General features: G+C 55.7%; 17 protein-coding genes and 1 tRNA gene. 13 read left to right on the top strand and 5 right to left on the bottom strand.

Annotated features, from left to right (window positions below):
- Window positions 1-29 precede the first annotated feature (29 nt).
- Together TBK1r_RS22525 and TBK1r_RS38935 are read right to left on the bottom strand one after the other, a co-directional pair.
- Window positions 30-668 carry a hypothetical protein gene (locus TBK1r_RS22525; protein ID WP_145215753.1) on the bottom strand — a complete coding sequence of 213 codons (639 nt, stop codon included), beginning with the start codon at window positions 666-668 and terminating at the stop codon, window positions 30-32.
- A gap of 185 nt (window positions 669-853) precedes the next feature.
- Window positions 854-1,210, bottom strand: coding sequence for a hypothetical protein (locus TBK1r_RS38935; RefSeq protein ID WP_419581625.1), 357 nt, complete (start codon window positions 1,208-1,210; stop codon window positions 854-856).
- Here TBK1r_RS38935 and TBK1r_RS22520 point away from each other — a divergent pair.
- The 7 genes from TBK1r_RS22520 to TBK1r_RS38930 all read left to right on the top strand — a co-directional run bounded on the left by TBK1r_RS22520 (window position 1,095) and on the right by TBK1r_RS38930 (window position 9,135).
- The gene (locus tag TBK1r_RS22520) at window positions 1,095-2,441 is read left to right on the top strand and encodes a Do family serine endopeptidase (RefSeq protein WP_419581588.1); all 1,347 of its coding nucleotides are present in this window, start codon (window positions 1,095-1,097) and stop codon (window positions 2,439-2,441) included. The two genes, TBK1r_RS38935 and TBK1r_RS22520, sit on opposite strands and share 116 nt — an antisense overlap.
- Window positions 2,442-2,584: 143 nt before the next feature.
- Window positions 2,585-3,949, top strand: a complete 1,365-nt coding sequence (locus TBK1r_RS22515; protein WP_145215747.1) for a sensor histidine kinase — start codon at window positions 2,585-2,587, stop codon at window positions 3,947-3,949.
- A complete protein-coding gene (locus TBK1r_RS22510) occupies window positions 3,946-5,307 on the top strand; it encodes a sigma-54-dependent transcriptional regulator (RefSeq protein ID WP_145215745.1) in 1,362 nt (453 codons plus the stop codon). The genes TBK1r_RS22515 and TBK1r_RS22510 overlap by 4 nt, the downstream gene beginning before the upstream one ends.
- Window positions 5,308-6,153: 846 nt before the next feature.
- Complete coding sequence (locus TBK1r_RS22505) at window positions 6,154-6,399, top strand: hypothetical protein (RefSeq protein WP_145215740.1); 246 nt, start codon at window positions 6,154-6,156, stop codon at window positions 6,397-6,399.
- Window positions 6,386-7,732, top strand: coding sequence for an AAA family ATPase (locus TBK1r_RS22500; RefSeq protein ID WP_145215737.1), 1,347 nt, complete (start codon window positions 6,386-6,388; stop codon window positions 7,730-7,732). The genes TBK1r_RS22505 and TBK1r_RS22500 overlap by 14 nt, the downstream gene beginning before the upstream one ends.
- Window positions 7,672-8,307, top strand: coding sequence for an AAA family ATPase (locus TBK1r_RS22495; protein ID WP_145215734.1), 636 nt, complete (start codon window positions 7,672-7,674; stop codon window positions 8,305-8,307). The genes TBK1r_RS22500 and TBK1r_RS22495 overlap by 61 nt, the downstream gene beginning before the upstream one ends.
- A 345-nt stretch (window positions 8,308-8,652) precedes the next feature.
- Window positions 8,653-9,135 carry a hypothetical protein gene (locus tag TBK1r_RS38930; protein ID WP_419581624.1) on the top strand — a complete coding sequence of 161 codons (483 nt, stop codon included), beginning with the start codon at window positions 8,653-8,655 and terminating at the stop codon, window positions 9,133-9,135.
- On the opposite strand, the gene TBK1r_RS22490 is transcribed toward TBK1r_RS38930, so the two are convergent.
- On the bottom strand, window positions 9,068-9,232 hold the full coding sequence (locus TBK1r_RS22490; RefSeq protein ID WP_419581587.1) for a hypothetical protein: 165 nt from the start codon (window positions 9,230-9,232) through the stop codon (window positions 9,068-9,070). The genes TBK1r_RS38930 and TBK1r_RS22490 overlap by 68 nt on opposite strands.
- A 98-nt stretch (window positions 9,233-9,330) precedes the next feature.
- Window positions 9,331-9,582: a hypothetical protein gene (locus TBK1r_RS22485; protein WP_145215728.1), complete on the bottom strand. Its 252-nt coding sequence runs from the start codon at window positions 9,580-9,582 to the stop codon at window positions 9,331-9,333.
- Window positions 9,583-9,902: 320 nt separating this feature from the next.
- On the opposite strand from TBK1r_RS22485, the gene TBK1r_RS22480 reads away from it, so the two are divergent.
- Genes TBK1r_RS22480 through TBK1r_RS22465 form a run of 4 tightly spaced genes read left to right on the top strand, consistent with a single transcriptional unit; the run spans window position 9,903 to window position 12,602 of the window.
- Window positions 9,903-10,139, top strand: coding sequence for a hypothetical protein (locus TBK1r_RS22480; RefSeq protein WP_145215725.1), 237 nt, complete (start codon window positions 9,903-9,905; stop codon window positions 10,137-10,139).
- Window positions 10,136-10,636, top strand: a complete 501-nt coding sequence (locus tag TBK1r_RS22475; protein WP_145215722.1) for a DUF2924 domain-containing protein — start codon at window positions 10,136-10,138, stop codon at window positions 10,634-10,636. The genes TBK1r_RS22480 and TBK1r_RS22475 overlap by 4 nt, the downstream gene beginning before the upstream one ends.
- Window positions 10,633-12,183 carry a recombinase family protein gene (locus TBK1r_RS22470; protein WP_145215719.1) on the top strand — a complete coding sequence of 517 codons (1,551 nt, stop codon included), beginning with the start codon at window positions 10,633-10,635 and terminating at the stop codon, window positions 12,181-12,183. The genes TBK1r_RS22475 and TBK1r_RS22470 overlap by 4 nt, the downstream gene beginning before the upstream one ends.
- Window positions 12,180-12,602, top strand: coding sequence for a hypothetical protein (locus TBK1r_RS22465; protein WP_145215716.1), 423 nt, complete (start codon window positions 12,180-12,182; stop codon window positions 12,600-12,602). The genes TBK1r_RS22470 and TBK1r_RS22465 overlap by 4 nt, the downstream gene beginning before the upstream one ends.
- 264 nt (window positions 12,603-12,866) lie before the next feature.
- Here TBK1r_RS22465 and TBK1r_RS22460 read toward each other — a convergent pair.
- A tRNA-Arg gene (locus tag TBK1r_RS22460) sits at window positions 12,867-12,940 on the bottom strand.
- 425 nt (window positions 12,941-13,365) lie between these two features.
- Here TBK1r_RS22460 and TBK1r_RS22455 point away from each other — a divergent pair.
- Window positions 13,366-14,694 (top strand): IS4 family transposase, encoded by a 1,329-nt coding sequence (locus TBK1r_RS22455; protein WP_419580149.1) that lies wholly within the window; start codon window positions 13,366-13,368, stop codon window positions 14,692-14,694.
- A 497-nt stretch (window positions 14,695-15,191) separates the two neighbouring features.
- Window positions 15,192-16,841, top strand: coding sequence for a putative transporter (locus TBK1r_RS22450; protein WP_145215714.1), 1,650 nt, complete (start codon window positions 15,192-15,194; stop codon window positions 16,839-16,841).

Below are 16,841 nucleotides of genomic sequence, written 5' to 3'. Positions count from 1 at the left end.
AGGTGTGCCAAAATCGTCAAGGGCGTCGCCTAGTCCGTTAGGTCATCTCGCGAGAGGAACACTCGAGAGTACATTTCCGCACTCAGTCCAAGCGGAAACGCAATAAGGTGAGCCAGATCGGCCAATAGCATTCGACCGTCCTCAGGTAAGTGGATCGACGACCATGTGAGTCGGCCAATCAGCACGATGAAGATCATAGCCACGATCACGTTTCGCGGCTTCCGTTTGAGTCCAGCCAACGCGAAACCGAGGCAGCCATAGTAACCAGCCGAGGGACCAACATCTCTTGCGTCAAACATCGTCAAACCGTGTCGCGTTTCGATCGCAGTCAATGGCCACGTAACGAATAAACTAAGCAAAAGTACGGTCAAAACGTGAATGGCGAAGAACGACGCAGCGGTTTGTTTGGTGCCACGCGAATATTCCACCCAGCCAACGCCAACCGCAAACATCAGTAGCGACGAATAGAAACGCCAACCGCCAGCGGTAAAGAATAGCGACGTGAAGATTCGATGCAGATGTCCAGAGAAAAGCAGCCTTGTCGAGAAGCCGACGTCATCCCGAACGTCGGCGTCGAGTAGACCGATGTGCGTTTGCCCATAGATGCCGGCTACCACCAACAGCGAAAGCATCAGCAGCGTGAAAGGAATTTTTTTCGGCAGATTCATTCGTCGCCGAAATCGGCAGAGGTTTGGGGAATTGATCTGGGGCATTCTGCCCCAACGCGACTTTCTGGTTCAGCTCGCGGCGTGAGCTGCCAGCTTGCAAATCCAATTTCGCCGGCAAATCACAAGCTGGAAGCTTATCCCACTCATTCTACAAACCTCTGGCACAACACGTGCGTTACCCTCTGTCAGAAATGCGGTGAGTTGCCGCTGCAACTACTCGTGACCACTTTGAGGGTAACACAAATGAAGATTTCAAAATCACGTCTACGGGCTGCCTTGGTCGCAGCACCTTTGACTTTGGCGGCCGCCGGATTGCTGATGGCCGCTGCTCCGGCGACTAACTCAGCTCCTGCAAAATCAGTCTCGCCACCTATTTCAGCAGAACAACTGAACGTAGCGAACTCGCTGTCCGAAGCATTTCGCAATGTGGCCAATCGAGTGCTGCCGTCAGTCGTCGCAATTGAAAACCGTCCCGATACTTCCTGGCATTCCGCCAAGCCTTCACCGGATGACGGCGCGATGAACGGAGAAAACCCGTTCAAGGGAACTCCCTTTGAAGACATGTTCCGCGGCGGCCAGATTCCGATGAACCCCGGCATGAATCCCCGGCAAGCTCCGCGCTCACAAGGAGGGATCGGATCGGGGGTCATCATCGACGCCGCGGCAGGGATCGTGCTGACCAATAACCATGTCGTTGAAGGCGGTGGAAAAGTGATCGTGAAGATTCAAGACGGACGTGAGTTTGAAGCCATCGGAGTCTTCACCGATCCGAAGACCGACATCGCGGTCGTGAAAATCAAAGGCGATTCGTCGCTGACCGCTGCCAAACTTGGAAACAGCGATGCAACATCAGTAGGGGATTGGGTGGTTGCGCTCGGGCAACCATTCGGGCTGGAAAGCACGGTCACCGCTGGCATCGTCAGTGCAAAGAATCGTGGCATCGGCATCACCGATCGCGAGAACTTCATCCAAACCGACGCTGCGATCAACCCAGGCAACAGTGGTGGACCGCTGGTGAACTTGTATGGGGAAGTGATCGGCATCAATACGGCGATCTCGTCGCGCGGCGGCGGCAACAACGGCGTTGGCTTTGCCGTCCCATCAAATCTTGCTCGTTGGGTAAGCGATCAGCTGGTCGCCAACGGAACGGTGCAGCGTGCCTACTTGGGTGTTGCGATTCAACCTGTTTCGTACGAACTGGCAAACCAACTTGGTGTTGCCCCTAAAGGCGGCGTCGCCGTGACAAACGTTTTTCCTGATACTCCTGCCGCGAAGATGGGTTTCAAGTCGGGTGACGTGATTGTCAAGTTCGGACAAACCAAAGTGGCTACTCCGCAACAGTTGCAGCTCGCTGTCGAACGCTCGCCGATGGGAAAAACGGTTTCGGTCGAAGTGGTCCGCGATGGCAAGACGATTGCCTTGAACTACGACCCTGAAGCTGCCCCGAATGACTTCGCTAACAACGGCAAGTTGAAAGCACCGTCGGGAACGAAGATGTCGTCGCTGGGAATCGAAGTCTCAACGCTGACAGCGGACGTGGCAAAGCAGCTTGGTGTGAAGGGCGAAGCTGGGGTCGTCATCACACAGGTACAGAAAGGAAGTCGAGCCGATGACGCAGGACTGAGCCCTGGAATAGTCGTTTCGCAAGTGAACCGACAGGACGTCAAATCCGCTGCCGACTTTGAAAAGGTCGTGAAGGCCGACGAAGACGGAACGATCCTTCTGTTGGTTCGCAATGAGCAAGGATCGCGATTCGTCGTCATCGAAGGATGATGATTGCCCTCCAATGCTAGGAAGCAAGAACCAACTGCGACCAGCGCCCATCGGGGTGCTGGTCGCTCTTTTTGAATCCCATGTTCTGAGAATCATCAGCAGGGAGTATTCTTGTTCATTGCAACGATGACAAGGAATCAATCATGAAGCTCGCCGCCAAACTAATACTCGTTTTTATGCTGGGAGTGCTGGGGATCGTCGCCCTCTTCTCTTGGCAGACAATCCGCCGTCAACATGACCGCGACGAGGTACGACGAGCGGAACATGCTGATGATGTGGTCGGCGCAATCACACCAGCCATCAACGAGGCCTTTCGCAACGGCGGAGTCGTAACGATCCAAGAAGCTGTCGAGTTTTCGGCTCAGTATGTTCCGAGTCATGATTTACGCTGGGTTGATGGTGTCAAAACGGAAGACGCCCCGACGAAAGTCACTTCGCGACGAGTCTCTCGCATCTCGGTCTCGGATGCAGATGGGTCAAGAGTCGCTCACACGTTTGTGCCAGTTGTGATCGACGGGACGGATGCCGGTGGTGTTGAAGTTTCCGAGTCGATGGCAAACCATGAACACTTTATACGCGGTTCGCTCTTCGCTTCGCTTCTTTCCCTGTTAGGTGTCGCGACCCTCTCGGGAGTCGTCATCTACTTCGGTGGAGTCCAATTGGTCGGCAAACCACTCGGCAAATTGATCGAACAGGTCCACGAGATTGGCGACGGCAAGCTTTCCCAACCGCCTGCGTTGACCAGCAATGATGAACTTGGTTCGCTCGCGCTCGCGATCAGCCAAATGAGCGGGAGGCTGGACCAACAACAAAACACGATTCGTCACACCGATCGGCTCGGCACGGTTGGGACGCTTGCGGCCGGAATGGCACATGAAATGGGCACGCCGTTGAACGTGGTTGCTGGTCGAGCGAACCTGATCGCCAGTGGCAAACTGTCGGCGGAGGAAATCGAGCAGAGTGCGAAGACGATCAAGTCCGAAGCCGAGCGAATGACCACGATCATTCGTCAGCTACTGGATTTTGCCCGCCAATCTCCCTCGGAACACTCAACGATCGACGTTCGCAACGTCGCGAGGAAAACTTGCGAACTGATGGAAACGCTGGCGGAAAAGTCGTCTTGCAAAATCGTTTTACATACGGACGATGATCCCTGCCGAATCAACGGTGACGCAACACAGATTCAGCAAGTCCTGACGAATCTCATCACCAACGCGATCCAAGCCACGCCTGACGGTGGAAACATAATAGTCGCAGTGGAACGACAATGCGACGCGAACCAGGTCTGCGTGCGAGTTTCCGACGAAGGCGTTGGGATCGAACCCGCAGACATCAAACGAGTCTTCGAGCCCTTTTACACCACCAAGGACGTTGGTCAGGGGACTGGCCTCGGATTGTCGATCGCCTATGGAATCGTGAAAGAACACGGCGGCGAGGTCAAAGTGGAAAGCGCCAACGGCCAATCAACAACTTTTACCGTCTACCTACCAACAACGAACCAATCATGAATCAAGAACTTCCAGGCGCGAACGTGTTGATCGTCGATGACGAACAGAACATGTGCGAGTTGATCGAGACTGATTTGCGGCTGCGCGGCTTGACCAGTCGATGGTGTACGTCGGCGGGTGATGCCATCGACGCGATGCACCAAGAAGATTTCGATGTCGTGCTCACCGACGTCAAGATGCCAGGAACAACGGGCCTCCAGCTTTGTCAGCAACTCACTGAATCACGACCCGACGTGCCGGTGATTGTGATGACCGCGTTTGGCACGCTCGAAACAGCGATCGCGGCCATGCGAAGCGGCGCGTACGACTTCATCACCAAGCCAATCGAAATGGACTTATTGGCGATCACATTAAACCGCGCCATTGAGCATCGCCAACTGACGGAACAAGTGCGACTGCTAAAAGCCACAACCGACGAAGCCCATTCATTCGGCGAGATGATCGGCAAGAGTCCTGCAATGGTGAAACTGTACGATCAACTCGATCGAGTTGCCCAGTCCGATGCGGCCGTCCTCATCACCGGCGAAAGCGGCACCGGCAAAGAACTCGTTTCGCGATCGATCCACACGCATAGTCGCCGAGCGAGCAAACCGTTCGTCGCCGTCAACTGTGCCGCACTGACCGAAACGCTGCTCGAAAGTGAGTTGTTCGGGCATGTCAAAGGAGCCTTTACCGACGCGCGAGGCGAACGACGCGGGTTGTTTCTCGAAGCAAACGGCGGGACATTGTTGCTTGATGAAATGGGCGAAATGCCAATGTCGATGCAAGTCAAACTTCTGCGAGCGCTCGAAGAACGGACAGTCCGTCCGGTTGGCAGCGACAAAGAATCCAAGTTCGACGTTCGCGTCTTGACAGCAACCAACCGCGACTTAGAAACCGCCGTGGCTGAAGGCCGCTTTCGCGAAGATCTATATTACCGCATCAACGTCATCGGCCTCGAACTCCCACCACTCCGCTCCCGAGGCACCGACACGCTACGAATCGCCGAGCACTTTCTCAAGCAGTTTGCGACCGCCGAGAACAAATCGGTCGACGGCTTTGCTGAAGGAGTCGGCGAAAAGCTGCTTAGCTATTCCTGGCCCGGCAACATCCGTGAACTCCGCAACGTCATGGAGCGAGCCGTCGCATTAACCCGCTACGACAAAGTCACCATCGAAGACCTACCCGAAAAAATTAGCAACTTCCAAAGCGGCACGATCTTCATCGGCGGTCTCGATCCCGCCGAACTCGTATCGATGGAAGAGATCGAGCGCCGCTACATCACCCACGTCCTAGAAGCCACCAGCGGCAACCAAACCCAAGCCGCAAGAATCCTCGGCATGGACCGCAAAACGATCTACCGGAAGGTGAGAACGTAAGTTGTCTTGAGCACTTCGCATCACGCGAGGTCGATTTTGCCAATTCTTTACGCGAACGCACTTCCTTACTTCCTGCATCGCGTTTGGCGACCTCGGGAACGTGCCCATTCAAGTCGGTTACGAAAACAATTTTCGCAAATAATGCTACCTATTGTTCGACCCAATCACTCAGGTTTCGCATTCACAATCAGGGTCAAGTAATGATTCTCGTGATTCTGGGCATTTTCCGGGACAACGACGACACAAATCGCGTAGGTCTATTGCTAAGGACAAGCCTTGCGTAACGAATCGACTCTTGGCTTTATGGGACGATTTTTTCAAATTTCGCGTGTTTTTCAGGTTCGTCGTTTCAAAAGCGCACGAATCTCGCAGTCCGGTCGATAGAAGTCCTGCGTAGGCAATGGTTTGCGGTTAAATCGAACTCCACCGATGAGTCAATTCGCAGTATCTTGTGCGCGACAATTGCAACTCGATCCAAGTTGCTTGGAACGACATTTTGCTCGTGTTTTGTCGCCTCAACCGCGATTTTGAGTTCCATCGAAGCGAGGTCGCCAGAAGAAGTTTGACAAGTCGGTTTTGATTCGCATAATCCCGCTCTCTCGGTCTACCATTCCGGGGCTCTCTTCGACACTCAACCATCTATCGACCCACCGCTCCACCTGCTGAGCCAGCGCTCGACCGGCCCGATGCCAACGAGCCTCTTTTGTGACTGTCGCGCGCCCACTCGGGCATTTGTTCGCGTCAGTCTTTGATCCCACACCTTTTGTGGCTTCACGTTTGCGCCGTATCCGGTGAGATTCAGTTACGGCTGTTGGCGTGAAGTCTCGGTAGAACGCGAGGAAATTCATGTCGCAGCCACCCCTGCTGCTGACCGTTGGCGAAATCGCCAGACAGTTGCAGACCAAAGTGCATCGTGTCGAGTACGTGATTCGATCCAGGCGAATCGAAGCCTCCGGCTGGGCCGGCCATGCTCGCGTGTTTTCGCAGGCCAACTTGACCCACATCGCTAGCGAACTCCGCCGCATGGACGCGGATCGTCGCCGTGATGCCACGTCAACAGAAAAGGAGGTAAGCACGCATGGAAGCGTATGAATACCCGGTACACGATATCCCACAATGTTTGATTGAAATTGACCGCTGGGTGGCTTGGAAAACGATCATGCGAGACGGTCGCCCAACCAAGGTGCCAATCGACACGCAGACTTGCGAGTTTGCCAGCGTGTCGGAACCGAAGACATGGTCGCCTTTCGATCTCGCAATGGAGGCGTTCAGCAATCATCACGACTGGGATGGTTTGGGAATCGTCTTTACCGAAGTTGACTCACTGGCTGGCGTTGACCTGGACGATTGCCTCGATGAACGCGGTCAGTTCACTTGGGGCCAAGACATCGTCAAAGGCTTGAATACCTACACCGAGATTTCTCCATCGGGACGAGGCGTCAAGCTGTTCTTGCGGGGTGTGAAGCCTGCATTAGTCGGTTCACGCAGAGACGGATTTGGGCCACTTGGAATCGGCAAAGTGGAGGTTTACGACCAAGGCCGCTTTTTCGCCGTCACCGGTCGTATAATGGAAGGATTCCCCAGGACGATTGAGGACTGTCACGACGATTTCAATGCGATGTGCGATTGGTTGTGGCCACGTAAGGAGGTGCGAGCCGAAAGCGTGGAGCCTTCGCAAATGAATGTGAATCACAGCCAGACAGCCTGTTTGGACGCACTTCTGGCGATGAACGTGACGGACCACAACGACGGTTCGCACCGCTTGTTCGCTGCATGTTGCCGTTGTGTCGAGCATGATCTAGATGATCAAGGGGCGTTGGGCACGATCCGCAACTACGAAAAGTCGGCTCCGTTTCCGATTCACTGGTCCGACACGGAAATCCTGAAACGAATTCGGGATGCAGAGAAGCGATGCACCCGAGGCTTCGCGAAGTCGGGCGAGCAAGTCTGGGCGGACCCGCTTCCAAGTCCGTTGCCTGTCGCCGATTTGGTAGATCAACATCCCCGCCTGCGAACGCCGATTATCGACGGATTGCTTCGCGAGGGAGAAACGATGAACGTCATCGCCCCACCCAAAGCCGGCAAGTCTTGGCTCGTGACCGACCTTGCCCTTTCCATCGCGACAGGGCGACCGTGGCTCGGAGCATTTCCGACTCACCAGGGAAACGTTCTGCTGTTGGACAACGAACTGCATGCGGAGACATCGGCGGACCGTATCCCGCGCGTGGCGGAAGCCCGCGATGTCCGGATATCGGATACTCGGCAAAGCCTGTTCATCGACAACCTACGCGGACGTTTGTTGGACTTCGAGAAGCTAAGGGCCTATTTCGATCAATTGGCGATCGGCTTTTTCAAGGTGTCATCATGGACGCTTTCTATCGCTTCCTTCCGAAGGACACCGACGAGAACAGCAACGGAAATCTGACCGACATCTACAACCTGATCGATCAGTATGCCGATCAGCTGGGTTGCTCCTTCGTGCTGGTGCATCACGCGAGCAAAGGTAACCAGTCGGGAAAGAGCGTTACGGACGTTGGCGCGGGTGCAGGAAGCCAATCGCGGGCGACGGACACGCACTTGGTCCTGAGGCAGCACCAAGAGCAAGGATGCGTGGTTGCCGACGCCGCGGTTCGGTCGTGGCCACCGATTGAGCCGCGTTGTTTGAGGTGGGAATTCCCCGTCTGGCAACCAGATGCCTATCTCGATCCTGCCGACTTGAAGTTTGAGCGATCAAACGGGCGAGGTCGCTCCCAGGAGAGCGCCAAATCCGAAACGCCGGAATGGACGGCGGAGTCGTTTGCAAAAAGTTTCGTCACCGAGAAGCCAAAAATGATGACGCTTGTCCGCAGCGAGGCTTCGAAAGCCGGAATCTCTCAGCGGCTCATCAAGGAGCTGCAGGAGCTCGCTGAACAACAGGGATTGATCTACCGATGGAAGTCAGGTGCGAACAAGCCGGTCGGCTTGGCCAACATTCCGCAGCCAGAGGAGGGGACGGAGTGATGGCTCAACGTCCACTTCTGTGTGCTGCGCGCACGCTTTTCGGGTGCGCGCACAGACAGGAAATCGAAGTAAACCTGTGTGCCGCGCGCGCAGCGTCTTCTGCGCGTTCAGCACACAGAAACCGGTCTGTGTGTGTTGCGCGCACACCCCCTAGTACCCCCAGGGCGTGTTGCACACACACGCCCTGTGCTGTGTGTGCGCGCACGCAGCACACACACAACACACAAACAGATCATCGAGTGGGTCCTCCCGGCGGATCGTTTTCATGACAGGGCCACCGGAACAGCCACGCTAATACACAGAGTTTGTATCCTGGAACACGTTGTCCGACTTTTGGAAAAGTAGATGCAACTGAAGCACTTTCAACTGGCTTCGCGACTGCTTGCTGAGATCGAGGTCTTTGCCGAAATCGACGTTAGCGCGGTCGGGATTAGTAGTACATGGCTGGATGGCATGCGGATTCGCGGGATCCCGTTCACGCCGGAGTATTGGTCGGCCGGACATAGCCCAAGCCGAAAAATGCAGCTTGTTCGCGCTGCCCGTGACCTGGAGCGTCAGGGATTGCTGCGACGACTAGCGGAGCCGCGTCGCGACCGAACCGTTTACGTCATTCCCAGCATCACTTTGCTCCGCCAAACGATCGAGAATCTCAGCGGTCAAGCTGATGTCGACGCGATTTGCCTGGGACTGCGAAAGACGCACTGGGGCACGGAGCACGCAGTTCAGTTAGGGCAATGGACTGAAACCTTGCCTCAACTTCCTATTCACCCCGGGGAAGTCGTTCCACACAGTCATCCGGAACCGAAAGCATCAGAGTCCGACCGTTGACCCAATTGACGTCGATTTGCGTCCAGTCTCGCTGAGGATAGATGCCGGCCACGGTTCCGGCGGTGCCTACCGGAACTGGGTCTGGATCGTTGGGCATCGAGATCAAACGAATGCGATCCCCAATCATCAATTCATTGTTCAATTCGTCGACCTACGTACATGTTCTCAGAATTATTCGTTGGATTGACTCGTTGCCTAGAGAGCAGCACCTAGCTGACTTCGGCTCATCGCATCGATGGCAGAGATCGCCAGCAGGTGCTCGTGGATCAAGATTCCACCAGGCTCGTCGCCTGTGTTGAGGTCTTCGATCTCAAGCAAGTCCGCCAAGGGACGCAGATGATCCATCACCGCGTAGTAGCACTGACGAATCTCTTGGGCCTTCGCCGGGTCCATGTCGCGCAAGATCCGACGAAGGGTTTCGGTAGCGTTGCGTCTTTCTTCAGTCACGTCTTTTTCTCCAACTGGGCATCGTTTTTTCATGCAACTCATACGGCGTTACCAATGAACCATGACGTCTAAAGCAAATCAAGTAAAAGCCACTCGAAACCGACTCCGTGGTTGCCGATTGCCTTGAGCGTAAAAGGTCGTCCATGGGCCTGCCAAAGCCAAGCCGGGCAAAGTCCCCGGCGAAGGCAGAAACTCGCGACACAAGGCAACGTGGGGGCTGACAACGCCAACCAACAACCAACGCCAACCAACAACCAATCCAACAATCTACCGATCCAACGACCCCTGTCTCTTTCCACCACGAGATACCAGGACATTGGATGCTCACCAAAACAAAACCAGACGACGTGCGTGAATGTCACCGCACACGCCAGGTCGCCGTCTGCTTGGCCGACGCGATCATCGCCTTGCAGAAACAAGGCCGATTCTCGTCGAAGTGCGAGATCTTTTCCGAAGTTGCCAACGATCGGCTTGACTCGTTTGCGAACTCAGGGATCTGTGTGGACTCGGGTTCGATCTCTGCGTCTCACGAACAAAACAAGGGAGAAAGCAAATGACATTGAATGTCACCAAGGAAGTCGCCACGCTGCGAAAGATGACCGTTGGTGAACTCCGCGAACGTTTCGCGGAAGTCACCGGCGAAAACACAAAAGCCGCGAACCGGAAGTGGTTGGTTCGGCGAATTATGTGGCGGATGCAGAGCATCGAAGAAGGCGGCTTGTCCGAGCGTGCCATCGCTCGTGCTCGTGAACTGGCCGACGGTGCCGATTTGCGGGTCACTGCGCCGCGACAACGTAGCCTGCCGGCCGACGCCGACAAACGGACAAGGATCGTTCCTTGTAGCAACACGACGCCACCAGGCCGGCCACTGCCCGGCACACTGATCACCCGCGTCTACAAAGGCCAAGAACTCCGAGTCCGCGTGTTGGCAAACGGATTTGAATACGAGGGCGAGTTCTACAAATCGCTAAGTGCCGTCGCCAAGAAGATCACCGGATCGCACTGGAGCGGCAATAAGTTCTTCAATCTCAACTGCAAGGAGGCTGGCCAATGAGAAAGTCACTATCAACCCAATCAGAAAAGGTCCTCCGCTGCGCGATCTATACTCGCAAAAGCACCGAAGAAGGTCTCGAGCAAGAGTTCAATTCGCTCGATGCCCAACGGGACTCGGCCGAAGCCTATGCGGCTTCGCAAAAGCACGAAGGCTGGGAGATCGTCCCCGAGACCTACGACGATGGCGGTTTCACTGGCAGCAACATGGAACGACCAGCGTTGAAACGCCTGCTGGCCGACATCGAAGCCGGCAAAGTCGACTGCGTGATCGTTTACAAAGTCGACCGGCTCAGTCGCTCGCTGCTCGATTTCACCCGCATCATCGAGACGTTCGATTCGCACCAAGTCTCGTTCGTCAGCGTCACGCAGCAGTTCAACACATCGACTTCGATGGGCCGGCTCGTGTTGAATGTGTTGCTTTCGTTCGCCCAATTCGAGCGGGAGATGATCAGCGAGCGGATTCGTGACAAAGTGGCCGCATCGCGCCGGCGTGGCAAATGGTCAGGCGGAATGCCACTTCTCGGCTATACCGTCGAGCACAAAAGGCTGATCGTTGACGAAACCGAAGCGACGCGAGTTCGTCAAATTTTTGAGCTGTATCTGGAATACCAATCGCTGCTGCCGACGATTCGTGAAATCAACCGAAGAGGCTGGACAACCAAGCGTTGGGCCACCAAGAAAGGCGATCACCGGGGCGGACGCGAGTTCACGCGAAATGCTCTGTATAAGCTGCTGACAAACATTACCTACATCGGCAAGATTAAATACAAGGACGAAGTACACGAAGGCGAGCACGTTGGCATTGTGCCTGTCGAGTTGTTCAACCGCGTCCAAAACAGGTTGACCAACAACGGCAAAGCGGGCGGAACCGCGGTTCGCAACAAACACAACGCGATGCTCAAGGGCTTGCTGCAGTGCAAAGCCTGTGGCCGCCCGATGACGCATTCCTACAGCAGCAAGGGTAACAAGCGGTACCGCTACTACGTCTGCGGAACGGTAATGCAAAAAGGCTGGTCGGAATGCCCGTCGCCCTCGGTGCCTGCCGGCGAAATCGAACGCTTCGTCGTCGAGCAAATCAGAACGATCGGCAGCGATCCAGTGATGCTGGCCCACACCGCCGCGGAGGTTCAATCTCGAAGCCAAACCGCGATGGAGCTACTACGAGACGAACGCAAAGCACTCGATCGCCAAATCCGAAACGACCATTCCAAGCTGCAAGCGATCGCGGCCAATACGCAGATCGCAGGAAATATCTCAGGCTTGTCGGAGATTCAACAACGAATCCAAACGGCTGATCAACGGTTGAAAGCGATCGCCGATGAAGAAGCCGCGCTCGCAACACAGGAAATCAACCAATCCGACATTCAAAATGTCTTAGCCGACTTCGACGAAGTCTGGGACGCACTCCCGCCAAGAGAACAAGTCCGCGTCGTTTCGCTACTGGTCGACACAGTCAACTTCGACGGCGCCGGCGGCAACGTTGCAATCACCTTTCATCCCACAGGCCTGAAAAGCCTGACTCAACAACCTCTGGAGACCGCCCAATGAGTGAATCCCTCACCATCAATCGTAAGTTCCACGTCACCAAAAAGCGTGACGGTCGTAAACACTTGCAAACCGGTGTCGCTCCCAGCAAGCCTACCGGCCGAGTCCCACGTATCACGCGACTGCTTGCCTTGGCCCATCGCTGTCACCGACTGATCCAGGACGGCACGATCATCAATCAATCCGAACTGGCTCACTACGGCCAAATCTCAACCACTCGCATGACGCAAATCATGTGGATGGACAACCTTGCGCCTGACATCCAAGAGGAAATCCTGTTCCTGCCCAACACCGTCAAAGGTCGCGACCCGATCAAGGAAGCCGAGATCCGCCCCATTGCTAAAACGCTTGATTGGAAACGGCAACGCGAGATGTGGCAGGCGATCAAAGACTCTCAAGCTGTTAACCCGAACCAAAGATGAACCGTCTGGTTCGGTGGGTCGGAAGCAAACGGCGTGGTAACAAGCAGCCACTTTGTGAACAGAGAGCGCGATAGTTCGCAGAGAAAAAACCGTTGAGACGGACGCTGGCTCATGCGGATTCGGGAAGGCCGAGTCCGAAAGAGAGGTCCGGAGCAAATCACTGGAATTTGAAAAACGCCCCAAACACGGCGTTTATTGAGTGGACCATGGAAGCTCTCAACCTACGAACTGGCCGGTAGGGCCAATTCCGCAGATCGTGAAGAGTACACCCGGCAGGATTCGAACCTGCAACCCTCGGTTCCGAAGACCGATGCGCTATCCAGTTGTGCCACGGGTGCGTGTCTTGCGACTCAGGACGTATTTTGCCTGATTCGGGTTCGGTTGTCTAGCGAGGTCATGGAAGTTCATCGTGCCAAATTGCCATTGTTCCAGGGATCGAGATCTGCCGTAGATTTGGGGGGGCAATCGTCGGCGGCAGCCTTCCCTCGTTGCGCTCGACCCCATAGGCATTAAGTTAAGCCGTCGGTTCATCATTGAGGTGAAGTCACCCTCCCTTTGGGAGGGTCGCGGAGCAGTTTGCGCTCGGAGCGGGGAGGGCTCTATCGGCGTCGTTGTTGGCATCGGTGAACGCGGGGTAGCGGAAACCCTCCCCTCGCTGCGCTCGACCCCATACGCACCAAGTTAAGGAATTGAGGTAGAAAAAAAGCGGAAAAACCTTCATGAGGTAGTTATCACCACAACCTCGGAAGAAGGAGTTTCCGCCGTGAAGACCATAGATCGATTGGCCACTTTGTTACAGACCAGTTTCGGAGAACTTGCCGAGCAATCTGCCGCCGAATCCAAGGTCATCAAACGACGACGAAAGTTTGATGCCTCAACGCTCGCGAAGTCGTTCATTTTGGCCATGCTAGCCAAACCGACCGCCAACGAGGAGGACATTGCCAGCATGGCTGCTTCTGTGGGGCTGACGATTTCTCCCCAGGCCGTTGAGCAACGATATAGCGATCAATTGGTCGCCTTCTTTCGTTCGCTGTTTGCCAAGATGAGTATGCAGGTCATGCACTCCGAGTCGAAGCTCGCCCCGCTTTTGGAACGATTTACGTCGGTCAAGCTGATCGACAGTTCGGTGATCAGCTTGCCGCCGAGTTTGGCAGCAGAATTTGCAGGTTGTGGCGGTGTAGGGGAGCACAATACCGCTGCAGTGAAGCTTCAAACCGAACTTGACCTGGCCAATGGGGAGTTGCAGTGCATTCAACTCGAACCAGGGAAGTCGCCCGATCAGGCAACAAACCGTCAAGTCGTGCCACTCCAGAAAGGCTCACTTCGAATCGCTGACCTCGGCTATTTCTCATCCGCCGTCCTTTCGTGTTATGCAGCGTGGGGAGCCTTTTTCCTGACGCGATTGCTTTACAACGTGAAAATCAAGGTGGACGATCACTCCGAAGGGCTAGTTGCTTGGCTGAGCCGACAAAATGACTCACTGATCGACTGCGACGTCACAGTCGGCCAAGGCACTCCGCTGGACTGCCGATTGATCGCATGGCGAATCCCCAAGGCAATCGCCGCGAAACGTCGCAGGGAAGTTCGCAAACGGGCGAAAAAGAAGGGCCGTACACCGAGTCAGGACCGCTTGGCGGCTTGCGACTGGAACTTTTTAGCCACCAATCTTGCAGTAGAGCAATTGAGCGTCCAAGAGGCGATCGTTTTGTACCGCAGCCGCTGGCAAATTGAATTGCTCTTCAAGCGATGGAAAACGTACTGCCAGATCGATCTGATGGATGGGCGCACGGACACCATTTCGATGGCCCGGTTTTGGGTCCGCCTCTGTGGTGCACTTCTCCAGCAGTGGTTGGTCATACTGGCGGGCTGGTTCGAGAATTCATCGCTAAGCTTCGCAAAGATAGCTAAGCGGCTTGCAAATTGGATGGATGAATTGGCCAGTTGCCTCGTATCGCATTCAAGACTTTGCGAATATCTCGCAAAAATCCGAAACCGAGTCCTACCGATCTGCAAGCGAACAAAAAGGCGGAAAAAGCCGGGAACTGCGGAATTGCTCCGCGATCCCAACTTGCTCGAATATTCCTTAACTTGATGCCTATGCCCCTCGCTGCGCTCGACCCTCCCGCACACGGGAGGGTTACTTCCTAACTTGATGCCTATGCCCCTCGCTCCGCTCGACCCTCCTGCCAGGAGGGTGACGTTAAAAACTGCACGCCCCGCAATGGGGCGATGGAGTGCTTTGATTGTGGCCGGCGCGTTTTCTGGCAGCTGGCCCGCCGGATCTGATTTTCGATCGCTAACAGCGCATTCCCCACCGCAATCGGTGGACAAAGGCTATTGGCGACTTGGGGGTTCCACCCGTCCCATTGAGTGCAGCCGATTGATCCAGTACGACACCCCTGAAACGCAACTGATTCGTGCACGAAGCAAGGCAAACGTCGGGTGCAACGCGTCTCAAGCGACGGCCCCACGAGGGGGCACCGGCGATGCACGCTGTTGAGTAGCAAATCTGTTCTGCCGCACAGGTCCTGAGTTTTCACGCTCTGCTCGTCGAATCAGCCAACACACCGTTACGGAAGTTTTTGATCCATGCCACCCGTCGCAGCCGCAATCTTGATCGTCACGCTCGTCGCTGTTTGCGGGCTGTTGTTGGGCGGAATTCGCATCCGGGGGATCGGGCTGGGGCCGGCGGGGGTGCTGTTTGCCGGCATCTTGTTCGGCCACTTCGGCGCGTCGATTGATCCGGAGATCGCGGATTTCACCAAAGAGTTCGGGCTGATCTTGTTCGTCTTCACGATCGGATTGCAGCTCGGTCCCGGCGTGATTGAGCTGTGGAAGAAGCAAGGCATCTTGCTCAATTCCATGGCGCTCTCGATCGTGGTGCAGGCGGTCCTCTTGATCTGCGCCTTTGTGTTGTTGCTGGAGCTGCCCGTGTTCACCTCGGCGGGGTTGTTCAGCGGGGCGACGACCAATACGCCTTCCCTGGGAGCCGCGGAGCAGGCGGCGCTGTCACTGTCGGGCAACGAAAGGCCCGCGGGAATCGGATCGCTTGCCTCGGCCTACGCCGTCGCGTACCCCGGCGGCATCATCGGGATCATTGCCTCGATGCTTTTGATTCGACGGCTGTTCGGCATCAACGTCAATGACGAAGTGGCTCAAATCAAGGAGCTTGAGAAACAGGATCATGAACCGATCGAGCGTCGCACGATCGTGATCGACAACCCCCATTTAGGATCCATTCCCTTCGGCCAAATCCCTGGCGTCGAAGATTCCGGCGTCCGTATTTCGCGGATCAGACGCGCGGGTGAAGACATCGTTCAAGCAGCAACGGACGAAACGGACTTGCACGACGGCGACCTCGTTCAACTCGTCGGCCCACGAAGCACGCTGGATCGGATCGAGCCGGTCATCGGTCGCAAAGTCGATATCGATCTGATGAAGGAGCCGGGCGAAGTGGCCTATCGCCGCGTCCTGGTGACCGATCCCCAAGCCTTGCGAAAGACACTCCGTGAGCTGTCGCTGGACAAAGTCTTTAACACGTCGGTCACGCGGATCATTCGATCGGGCGTCGAGTTGACCGCACGGGGATCAAGCCGCTTTCACTATGGCGATATCGCACACATTGTCGGTGACAAAGAGTCGATCGAACGGGTCACCAAATTTCTGGGGAACTCCGGCAAGTCGATGAAGGAGACGCACTTTTCGCCGTTGTTCTTCGGCATCGCGATCGGTGTCGTCGCCGGGATGATCCCGTTTCATCTGCCCGGTGTCCCGTTCCCGATCCGGCTGGGGTTTGCCGGCGGGCCGCTGGTGGCCGCGATTGTGTTCAGTCTGATCGGCAGCGTCGGAAAGTTTGTCTGGTACATCCCCTACTCGGCCAATCTGGCGCTCCGGGAGTTGGGGATCATTTTGTTTCTCGCCTGCGCAGGCTTGGGCGCGGGTGAAACCTTCTTCGAAGCCGCGCTCAGTGTCCAGGGCGTCCAATGGATGGGGCTGGGCATCATCATCACGATGGTCCCGTTGCTGACGACGGGAATCGCGGCGCGAATGATTTGGAAACAGAACTACTTGACGATCTGCGGCGTGATCGCCGGCAGCATGACCGATCCGCCGGCGCTGGCGTTCGCGAATTCTCAGGCCGACTCCGAAGCCAGTTCGACGGCCTATGCAGCCGTTTACCCGCTGACGATGATCCTGCGAATCATCGCCGCCCAAGCGATCATCATGATGTTCGCGTGA

The sequence above is a fragment of the Stieleria magnilauensis genome (assembly GCA_007753675.1).
Taxonomy (GTDB): domain Bacteria; phylum Planctomycetota; class Planctomycetia; order Pirellulales; family Pirellulaceae; genus Stieleria; species Stieleria magnilauensis.
Note: the sequence above shows the minus strand (reverse complement) of the source record. Positions and strands in the feature narration are given on the sequence as shown.

Bases quoted from the DNA above. Each gene is read 5' to 3' on its own strand.
- TBK1r_RS22525 (WP_145215753.1), bottom strand. From the start codon at position 668: ATGAATCTGCCGAAAAAAATTCCTTTCACGCTGCTGATGCTTTCGCTG.
- TBK1r_RS22515 (WP_145215747.1), top strand. From the start codon at position 2,585: ATGAAGCTCGCCGCCAAACTAATACTCGTTTTTATGCTGGGAGTGCTG.
- TBK1r_RS22510 (WP_145215745.1), top strand. From the start codon at position 3,946: ATGAATCAAGAACTTCCAGGCGCGAACGTGTTGATCGTCGATGACGAA.
- TBK1r_RS22505 (WP_145215740.1), top strand. From the start codon at position 6,154: ATGTCGCAGCCACCCCTGCTGCTGACCGTTGGCGAAATCGCCAGACAG.
- TBK1r_RS22500 (WP_145215737.1), top strand. From the start codon at position 6,386: ATGGAAGCGTATGAATACCCGGTACACGATATCCCACAATGTTTGATT.
- TBK1r_RS22495 (WP_145215734.1), top strand. From the start codon at position 7,672: ATGGACGCTTTCTATCGCTTCCTTCCGAAGGACACCGACGAGAACAGC.
- TBK1r_RS38930 (WP_419581624.1), top strand. From the start codon at position 8,653: ATGCAACTGAAGCACTTTCAACTGGCTTCGCGACTGCTTGCTGAGATC.
- TBK1r_RS22490 (WP_419581587.1), bottom strand. From the start codon at position 9,232: ATGCCCAACGATCCAGACCCAGTTCCGGTAGGCACCGCCGGAACCGTG.
- TBK1r_RS22480 (WP_145215725.1), top strand. From the start codon at position 9,903: ATGCTCACCAAAACAAAACCAGACGACGTGCGTGAATGTCACCGCACA.
- TBK1r_RS22475 (WP_145215722.1), top strand. From the start codon at position 10,136: ATGACATTGAATGTCACCAAGGAAGTCGCCACGCTGCGAAAGATGACC.
- TBK1r_RS22470 (WP_145215719.1), top strand. From the start codon at position 10,633: ATGAGAAAGTCACTATCAACCCAATCAGAAAAGGTCCTCCGCTGCGCG.
- TBK1r_RS22465 (WP_145215716.1), top strand. From the start codon at position 12,180: ATGAGTGAATCCCTCACCATCAATCGTAAGTTCCACGTCACCAAAAAG.
- TBK1r_RS22450 (WP_145215714.1), top strand. From the start codon at position 15,192: ATGCCACCCGTCGCAGCCGCAATCTTGATCGTCACGCTCGTCGCTGTT.